The organism is Streptosporangium sp. NPDC005286 (genome assembly GCF_040607515.1).
GTDB lineage: Bacteria > Actinomycetota > Actinomycetes > Streptosporangiales > Streptosporangiaceae > Streptosporangium.
Map to the genome: position 1 here is coordinate 1 of NZ_JBEXGU010000277.1, position 7,930 is coordinate 7,930.

A 7,930-nucleotide genomic window follows, 5' to 3' on the forward strand; every position below is an offset into this window, starting at 1 on the left:
CCGTAATCTCTGGAGCACCTCAGTTCAGCCGCCTCGCACTCCGCGGAGTGCGAGGCGGGCTCAGCTGCTACCTGCAGTTCCCCGAGTTCTCCTAGGAAGACAGGATCGGATCGTGGTGTTGCCGCCGGGCGGCGAGTCAGATCGTGGTGCGGCGTAGTACCAGCGGTACCAGCAAGAACGCCACACCCGCGGCGAGAAAGGCGCCGGCCCCAGCGGCGCCCACTGCCCCACCGGCCAGCGCGGCCAGCGGCGGGACGACGGGCTGCGCCACGCCCCAAGATGATCCCTGGAAGGCGAACCAGCGCGGCCGATCGTCCTCCGGCGCTGCATCGGCGACCACCGACTGCCAGCGGCCCAGCAACACGCTGTTGACCGCAGTGCAGGCCAGATAGGCGGCGATGGTGAGCGGTGCAGTGGCGGCGGCGGCCATCACCAGTGCCAGCACTCCCAGCAGCGCCGTCCCCACGCCGAGGATCAGCCCGTGCTCACCCCCGGACAGCAGCCGCCCGGCCGCCCACAGCGCCAGCGGGGCCAGCACGGCCGCGCCCGCGAGCGTCACACCGGGAACCCATGCCGGCGCCCCCCGCTCCAGCAGAGCCAGCGGCAGATACATCATCACCGCCAGATGCCCGATCGCGAACGCGGTGCCGGCAACCGTCAGCCGCACCAGCGCCATCGGCGGGCGCCAGCGATTGTCCGCTCGCACGCGCCTCGTGCTGGCCTGTCCTTGTTCGCGGGGCAGAAGCGCGATCGCCACGATGGCCGCAGCCAGGCAGGTGAGCGCGTCGGCGGCCACAAGCCAGCGCACTCCCAGCGGCAGCAGCACCGCCGCCAGCAGGCCTGCCGCGGCTCCGCTGGCCGACAGCACCACACCCATGACCGCATACGTCGCGTGGCGCTGCTCACCCGAGCTCGCCCGTGCCAGCAGTTCCTGGCTGGCTGGCTCATACAGCTCGAACGCCAACCCGACCAGCGCGATTGCGACCACCACTTGCGCCGGGCCGTCCGCCACGGCCAGTGCGATCAGCGCCACGCCGGTCGCGGCCAGGCCGGCAGCCAGCACCGTGCGCGGGGAGAACCAGTCCAGAAGGAACGCTCCCGCCCAGCGTGAGATCAAGGCCGTCACCCCGAAGACCGCCAACGCCACCACAGCCAACTGCGGCCCGGCCAGCACCGCCAGGAACGACAGCGCGTAAGCACCGAGCGCGTTCAAGATCCGCACCCAGACCAGCGCTCTGGCCGCCTTCGGCAATGCCTTCAGCATTCATCCCCCCGTGCCAACCAACCGGTGGCGCATGCTTACACAAGCCACCGACAAACCGTGATGACCCGGACGTTCGCCCCGGCCAGCCGGGGATGGCCAGGTGAGCGAGCAGGCTAGCGGTGGGCCAGGAGAATCGCATGGTGCTCAGTGCCGGCCGGGCCGTCGGGATCGGCGTGCACGGTAGCCGCACGCAACCGCGGAAGCTCATGGATCAGCCGATGCTCGGCCTCTACCGCCACCGCGTGCGCCTGCAGCAGCGACGCATCGTGCCGGACCATGATGTCCACCTCGGCGCGCAGCGTGTGACCGAGCCAGCGCAGCCGCACCGAGCCGACGCGCTCAACCCCGGCAACCCCGGCCAAGATCTGTTCGGCCTGGGCGACCAGCTTCGGATCGACCGCGTCCATCAGCCGGTGGTAGATCTCTCGTGCGGCGTCCCGCAACACGAACAGGATCGCCACAGTGATCAGCAAGCCAACGATCGGGTCGGCCAGCGGGAAGCCGAGCGCGGCGCCACCCGCGCCGAGCAGCACCGCCAGCGAGGTGAACCCGTCGGTGCGGGCGTGCAGACCATCGGCCACCAGGGCGGCAGAGCCGATCTCCCGGCCCACCTTGATCCGGTAGCGGGCCACCCACTCGTTGCCGAGGAACCCGACCACTCCGGCTGCGGCCACCAGTCCGAGCGCCCTCATGTCCTCCGGGTTGATCAGACGCTTGACCGCCTCGTAGCCGGCCAGCGCGGCCGATGCGGCGATCAAAACCACGATGACGACCCCGGCAAGGTCCTCAGCGCGGCCGTAGCCGTAGGTGAACCGGCGGGTGGCCGCCCGCCGGCCCACCCAGAAGGCGATCGCCAGCGGCACCGCCGTCAACGCATCGGCGAAGTTGTGCAGCGTGTCGCCGAGCAGCGCCACCGAACCGGAGACCGCCACGATCGCCGACTGCACGAGCGCGGTGACCACCAGGACGGCGAACGAGATGGCCAGCACCCGCATCCCCCGGCTGCTGGACTCCAACGCCGAGTCGGTCTTGTCCGCGCTGTCGTGACTATGCGGGGTAACGACGTGGCCCACCTTCGCCAGCAACCGTCTGAACCCGCCACCTCGCTCTTCCTCATGCCCGTGCCCGTGCCCGTGCCCGTGGCCGTGCCCGTGCCCGTGCCCGTGACCGTGGTGGGGGGAATCCTGCTGCGCCATCCGCGTGCCTCGCTTGCCTCTCTGACCGCTTCGCCCGATTATATGTAGTCATGTACGCACGCGACAACGAATCAGGTGCCAACCTCTCGCAGGTGCAACCCACCGGCGCGCAGGTGGAAGCCGCAGTGGAAGCCTTTCGCATGCTCAGCGACGCCACCCGGCTGCGCCTGATGTGGCTGTTGTCCACCGGCGAGTTCGACGTCGGATCGCTCGCCGCAGCGATCGACGTGGCCAGACCCTCGGTCTCCCAGCACCTGGCCAAACTCCGGCTGGCCGGGCTCGTACAGACCCGAAGAGAAGGCCGCCGCGTGCTCTACCGCGCCCGCGACGCGCACGTCCGGGCCCTGATCGGCGAGGCGCTCTTCCACGCCGATCACGAGGTCTCCGGCATCCCCCGTCACGATTGACCGCGCGGGCGCGGTTCCCCCGCCGTGCCGGCGATCCGCTTCTTGATGGCCCGCGGACCCAGTTCTTCACGATCGTCTTTCAGGGGCGCAGCCTGGTCAGATGCTCCGGACCCAGAACGCCGAACCGGCATCGCCTGACGTCAGGGGGTCCCGGTAGCAGTCGCGGAAAATCCAACGAACCTATCACTGACCTGCGGTTACATGGGCGACGTGGAGCGCCCCGGGAACGTCGCCCGGTTGGTCGGAGTTGTTGTCCCGGATGGGGTCAGGTCTTGCGGCGCGCTTTAGGGTCGCTAGTACGGCAGCCGCCATTTGTTAGCTGAGCTGTGTGTACGCCGTGGCCAGACGGGCTTGGCGCGCACCGATCAGCGTGTGACCTGCGCCGGCGCGGACGTAGGCCAGGTGCACGGTGTTGATGCCGTTGTCGATGCCGCCCGCGCAGCCCATGTGCTGCCGCTTGACGCCCACCGTCGCGACACCCTTCTTCTCTCCTGGCCGGACTCATCCAGCACCCCGACGGTCAGGCTTCCGGGGCGGGCGACGGTGTCCAGACGGGCGACGGCGAAGCGGCGGATGGCGCTCATCGCGCCCGCGGTGTCCCAGCTGGCGCGGTTCAGTAGCCGCTGGGTGGCATCGGGGCTGCGGCCACCTGCCCACTCGATGATCGTCCAGCCGTTGCGTTTGGGCAGGTCGGACATCACGGCACGGACGTACTTGGCGGCCTGCAGCCGGGGTTCGCCCCTACCGGTCCCTGCGCCAGCACGGAACCCGCCGCCTCTACCTCGGCGACGCCTGCACCCTGGCCACCATCCACGCCTACGCCCACGCCGGCACCGAGCACATCGTGGTGATCGAGGTGCCGTCCGAGGCCCTCACACCCCTCGGCGACCGCTGGCCCCGCTACCGCTTCCTGCCCATTGAAGGAGCACCGGGCAACGCCCTGCAGACCTGGCTCGAACACGCCGCCGCCGGCGGCGGACTCGCGGGCATCGACGGCGCACTGGTCCTCGGCCACGCCCAGTCCATCCAGCACCAGCGGCACGCGCTCATCAACAACCAGATCCTGCCGCGCCGCGCCATCACCACCAAGCCCTACTGGGCCACCGGCAGACAAGGAATGTGATAGCAACCCGACCTGCGCATACCGCGCTCCTCTCAACAAACCAGTACAGGTCGGCCCGAGATTGCACCGGCTCATCCCAGGAGCAAGCGACTACGCCTGCGCAACGAGGACCTGGCCACCGCCTGACCCTGCCACGACGAGTGTCCAGCCGGGGTACGGGTAAAACCGGCCATGAGTCGATCTTGAGAACGTAGGGCATGCCCGCTGCGGGTCCGGGCTGGTGGGGTATTTGCTGCGCATCGCGATCTCGATCCGGGAGAACAGGATGTCGTCGGTCACGCTCCTGCGCCGGCTGGGCAACCACTCCCGCGAGAATCGCCTGTATCGGGCGTTCAGGGGGCTCGGCCGGGCGATCCGCACCATCACGCTGTTGCGCTATCTGTCCGAGCCACAGCTGCGGGAGCAGATCACCCAGGTCACCAATCGGAATGAGGCTTTCCACGGTTTCGCCGACTGGCTGATGTTCGGCGGCAAGCTCATCGGCCACAACGACCCCGGCTATCAGGAGAAGGTCATCAAGTTCAACCAGTTGCTCGCCAACTGCGTCATGTACTCCACCGCCCTGGACATCACCGACGCCGCCAACGACATCGCCGCCGAGGAACACCCTGTCGACCTGGCGACCGTCTCCCCCTAAATCACCCACGCCGTCCGCCGGTTCGGGAACTGGACCCTCAACCTCACCCCGCCGGACGACACCCCCAACACGCGGTTGGACCTGGAACCACGAGTGTTGTTCGCAGCGCCGGCGCCTGATCCCGTTCCAGGGTTGGCGTGACACGACTGACCCATGCCTGGATGGCCCCTGAACAGGGGGCCGCTCACAGCAACTGTGTGGCAAGCTCCTGCCACTGACGCAGTGGCGGCTCGTCTGGTGTGGCCGTAAGCACGTGCAGGCTGACATGGTCCGCACCGGCGTCGAGATGCTCCTCAACCCGCCGGGCGATGTCCTCGGGCCCGCCGATGGCCACCAGGGCATCGACCAGCCGGTCGTCGAGGGATTCGGCATCGTCGAATCCCAGATCGCGCAGCAGCGTGAGCCGGTTGGGCAGGGCGGCGGCCGCGTGGGCGCGGGCCAGCTCGGCCGCGATGGGACGGGACGGGTTCAGGACGACGAGCTGGGTGACCGCCAGCATTGCCTGTGGCCCGAGCAGGCTTCTGGCGTTGCGGGTGTGCTCGATCGGCATGCCCAGCGGGTGGGCGCCCCACGCGCGTTCGGCGGCGAGCTGGAGCATCTTCGGGCCCAGCGCGGCCAGGACCCGGGGCACTGCGGGGATCGCCGGGCCGAACGGGGCGGTGTCCATCGCGTCCAGATAGGCGCGCATGGTCGCCACCGGCGGGCCGAACCGGTGGCCGCGCACGTCGGTCACCAGGGCGGGGTGGCTGACGCCAAGGCCGAGCAGGAACCGCCCAGGGAATGCCTCGGCAAGGGTCCGCTGCGCGGCAGCGGCGGTGGTCGCGTCGCGGGCGTAGATGCTGGCGGTACCGGTGGCGATGACCGTCTGTCGGGTGGCCGACAGCAGCAGAGCGGCCTGGGCCATGGCCTCGCGGCCGGTCGTCTCGGGAAACCACAGGGCCGGGTAGCCGAGGTCCTCGATGGCGGCGACCGCTTGGCGCAGGGCGGGGGCGGGATAGCGATCCATCTCGCCCGCCCAGATGCCGACCCGTCCGAGGGCGGGCGCGCTCATTGGTCCTGCTCGGCGGTGTCCTGAGCGGTCAGGAAGCCGGCGATCTGGGCGGCTCCGGTCCGCTCCAGCCAGGTGCGCAGGTCCAGCAGGCCGGGGTGCAGCGCGCGGGTGAAGGCGACGTCGGCGCGATAGCCGCGTTCGTTGAGCCAGGTGTAGGCGAAGGCGAAGTCCTCGCCGAGCTGCGCGATCGCCTCGATCGGGATCTGGACGTAGGGCAGCGGCCGGCCGATGGCCTCGGAGATGGCCGCGGCGATCTGCACTGGGGTTAGTTCGTCCCCGGCCAGGTCGACCGCGCGCCCGATCCACTCGCCTGGCTGGGCGAAGGCCAGCGCGGCGAAGAGGCCGACGTCGTCGACGGCCATGATCTGCTGCGGCACGTCGGCGGCGAACGCGGTGGCCACTGCGCCGTCGTGCAGGTGGTAGGCGCCGGTGTAGTTCTCCATGAACGAGACCGGGCGCAGGAAGGTCGCTGGCAGGCCCAGCCGGGTGATGTGCTGTTCGATCCGCCACTTGTTGATCGTGTTCTGCGGCAGCTTCTCGGTGTTGTGGCGGCCCGCGCCGGCGAGCGAGGCGTAGACCAGGTGCCGCACACCGGCGGCGTGTACCGCGTCGGCGACGTTGCGGCCCCAGCGGACCTCGTCCTCGGCGGAAAAGCCCGCCGGGGTGCCCGGGGAGCCGACGGTGGGCTGCACGCTGAACAGGCCGTCGGCGCCTTCGGCCGCGGCGATGAGCGAGGCGACGTCGTCCATCTCGGCGCGGACGAACTCGGCGCCCGCCTGCGCCGGTGCCCGGGCCGCTGAGGCGTCCGGATCGCGCGTCACCGCCCGTACCCGCCAGCCGTCGGCGAGCAGATGCGTCGTCACGGCCCGGCCCTGCAGGCCGGTCGCCCCCACCACCACGATGGTCTTCACGATGTGTCTCCAAACAGTAGGCACGCTGAGGCCACCCACATAAGTAGGGTGGTCCTCCGGTTATGGGTGAGTACGATATGGAGGGCCACCCCACTTTTGCAAGCCCACCGGAGACCACATGCCGCAGGACAGCCGTACGACGCCACCCGCGCGGCCGATGCGCGCGGATGCGCGCCGTAACTACGACCGCATCCTGGCCGCGGCCGCCGCGGCCATCGCCGAGCACGGAGCCGAGGCATCCCTGGAGGAGATCGCCCGGCGCGCGGGCGTCGGCTCGGCCACGCTGCACCGGCACTTCCCCTCGCGGCAGCAACTGCTGGAGGCCGTCTTCCGGGACAAGGTCGAGGCCCTGTGCGCCACCGCCGACGACCTGGCCACCGGCCCCGATCCCGGACCTGCTCTGCTGACCTGGCTTCGAGCCGTCGCCAGGCATGCCGTGTCGAACCGAGGCCTGGCCGCCTCGCTGATGCGCGGCGGCCAAGACGGCGATCCCACGCTGGGCGCCACCTGTCACACGATGATCACGAACGCCGGAGCGGACTTGCTGGCCCGCGCCCGCCGCGCGAACGCCGTACGAGCCGACGTCTCCATCACGGACTTGCTCAAACTCGTCAACGCCATCTCCCTGGCCACGGAGCAAGAACCCGATGGTGCGGCCCAGGCCGACCGGCTGCTCACTCTTGCACTGACTGGAGTGCACCCACAGGAGAAACGGTGAGATGAAAGATGTGACACAGAATGTGAATTATCTGTCACAGTGGCCCTGCCGAGGTGACAGACGCCCAGCTTGCCGCTCACGGCTGCCGGGGCGACTCGGCCACGTTATGTGTCACATCGCCTTCAGGAGGACGGCCCCGTGTCCGTCGTCGCGTTCCCGGCCAGCCCGACCCGGCGGCCGCCGGCGCGACGGTCACGGCCGCAGTCGAGCGCTTCCTCGACTCCATCACCGTGGCCACCACCCGCGCCGGCTACGCCGAGACCCTCACCCGCCTGACCACCGTCACCGGCCGGCCGCACCTCCGGACCGGTCTTCCTGCCGGTCAGCCACTCCCAGCGGGTGACCCGACTCACCTTTTCACGAGCCAGGTCGTGGGTCAGCACGATGTGCGTCTCCTGCTCGGCGACGACGTAGGGGTTGCCCGCCTCCCACGGCACCTCGGCCCAGGAGGCGTTCTCGGCGATGTCGACGGCGGCTCGCCCGCCCCGGCGCGCTCGACGAGGCCCTCCACTCGGATCGGCGTCACCAGGGGCAGTGCGCCACGAGGCGCTGATTTGTCCGGATGGAGGTGGAAGACCACCATCTCCTCGCCGTCGTAGCGGTGAGGTGAAGCTGGAGGCAGC

Annotated in this window: 10 protein-coding genes; 4 read left to right on the forward strand and 6 right to left on the reverse strand. The window is 69.8% G+C overall.

Annotation, left to right across the window (positions count from 1 at the left end; genetic code table 11):
• Positions 1 to 136 precede the first annotated feature (136 nt).
• Both ABZU75_RS44140 and ABZU75_RS44145 read right to left on the reverse strand, forming a co-directional pair.
• Positions 137 to 1,264, reverse strand: a complete 1,128-nt coding sequence (locus ABZU75_RS44140) for an MFS transporter (RefSeq protein WP_355568736.1) — start codon at positions 1,262 to 1,264, stop codon at positions 137 to 139.
• Between the two features lie 113 nt (positions 1,265 to 1,377).
• Positions 1,378 to 2,259 carry a cation diffusion facilitator family transporter gene (locus ABZU75_RS44145; RefSeq protein WP_355568739.1) on the reverse strand — a complete coding sequence of 294 codons (882 nt, stop codon included), beginning with the start codon at positions 2,257 to 2,259 and terminating at the stop codon, positions 1,378 to 1,380.
• 251 nt (positions 2,260 to 2,510) lie between these two features.
• Here ABZU75_RS44145 and ABZU75_RS44150 point away from each other — a divergent pair, with 251 nt between their 5' ends.
• Positions 2,511 to 2,867: a metalloregulator ArsR/SmtB family transcription factor gene (locus ABZU75_RS44150; RefSeq protein ID WP_355568742.1), complete on the forward strand. Its 357-nt coding sequence runs from the start codon at positions 2,511 to 2,513 to the stop codon at positions 2,865 to 2,867.
• A 315-nt stretch (positions 2,868 to 3,182) separates the two neighbouring features.
• Here ABZU75_RS44150 and ABZU75_RS44155 read toward each other — a convergent pair whose 3' ends face one another.
• Entirely contained in the window at positions 3,183 to 3,335 is a 153-nt protein-coding gene (locus ABZU75_RS44155) for a hypothetical protein (RefSeq protein ID WP_355568745.1), read from the reverse strand.
• A 376-nt stretch (positions 3,336 to 3,711) separates the two neighbouring features.
• On the opposite strand from ABZU75_RS44155, the gene ABZU75_RS44160 reads away from it, so the two are divergent.
• Both ABZU75_RS44160 and ABZU75_RS44165 read left to right on the forward strand, forming a co-directional pair.
• The gene (locus tag ABZU75_RS44160; protein WP_355568748.1) at positions 3,712 to 3,990 is read left to right on the forward strand and encodes a hypothetical protein; all 279 of its coding nucleotides are present in this window, start codon (positions 3,712 to 3,714) and stop codon (positions 3,988 to 3,990) included.
• A 229-nt stretch (positions 3,991 to 4,219) separates the two neighbouring features.
• A complete protein-coding gene (locus ABZU75_RS44165; protein WP_355568751.1) occupies positions 4,220 to 4,627 on the forward strand; it encodes a Tn3 family transposase in 408 nt (135 codons plus the stop codon).
• A gap of 184 nt (positions 4,628 to 4,811) precedes the next feature.
• Here the strand turns inward: ABZU75_RS44165 and ABZU75_RS44170 are convergent, their stop codons facing one another.
• Both ABZU75_RS44170 and ABZU75_RS44175 read right to left on the reverse strand, forming a co-directional pair.
• Positions 4,812 to 5,678 carry a TIGR03620 family F420-dependent LLM class oxidoreductase gene (locus ABZU75_RS44170; RefSeq protein ID WP_355568754.1) on the reverse strand — a complete coding sequence of 289 codons (867 nt, stop codon included), beginning with the start codon at positions 5,676 to 5,678 and terminating at the stop codon, positions 4,812 to 4,814.
• Complete coding sequence (locus ABZU75_RS44175) at positions 5,675 to 6,589, reverse strand: NmrA/HSCARG family protein (RefSeq protein WP_355568757.1); 915 nt, start codon at positions 6,587 to 6,589, stop codon at positions 5,675 to 5,677. The genes ABZU75_RS44170 and ABZU75_RS44175 overlap by 4 nt, the downstream gene beginning before the upstream one ends.
• Before the next feature lie 118 nt (positions 6,590 to 6,707).
• Between ABZU75_RS44175 and ABZU75_RS44180 the strand changes: the two genes are divergently transcribed.
• A complete protein-coding gene (locus tag ABZU75_RS44180) occupies positions 6,708 to 7,307 on the forward strand; it encodes a helix-turn-helix domain-containing protein (RefSeq protein ID WP_355568760.1) in 600 nt (199 codons plus the stop codon).
• Between the two features lie 122 nt (positions 7,308 to 7,429).
• Here the strand turns inward: ABZU75_RS44180 and ABZU75_RS44185 are convergent, their stop codons facing one another.
• Positions 7,430 to 7,744, reverse strand: a complete 315-nt coding sequence (locus tag ABZU75_RS44185; RefSeq protein ID WP_355568763.1) for a hypothetical protein — start codon at positions 7,742 to 7,744, stop codon at positions 7,430 to 7,432.
• Between the last annotated feature and the right edge of the window lie 186 nt (positions 7,745 to 7,930).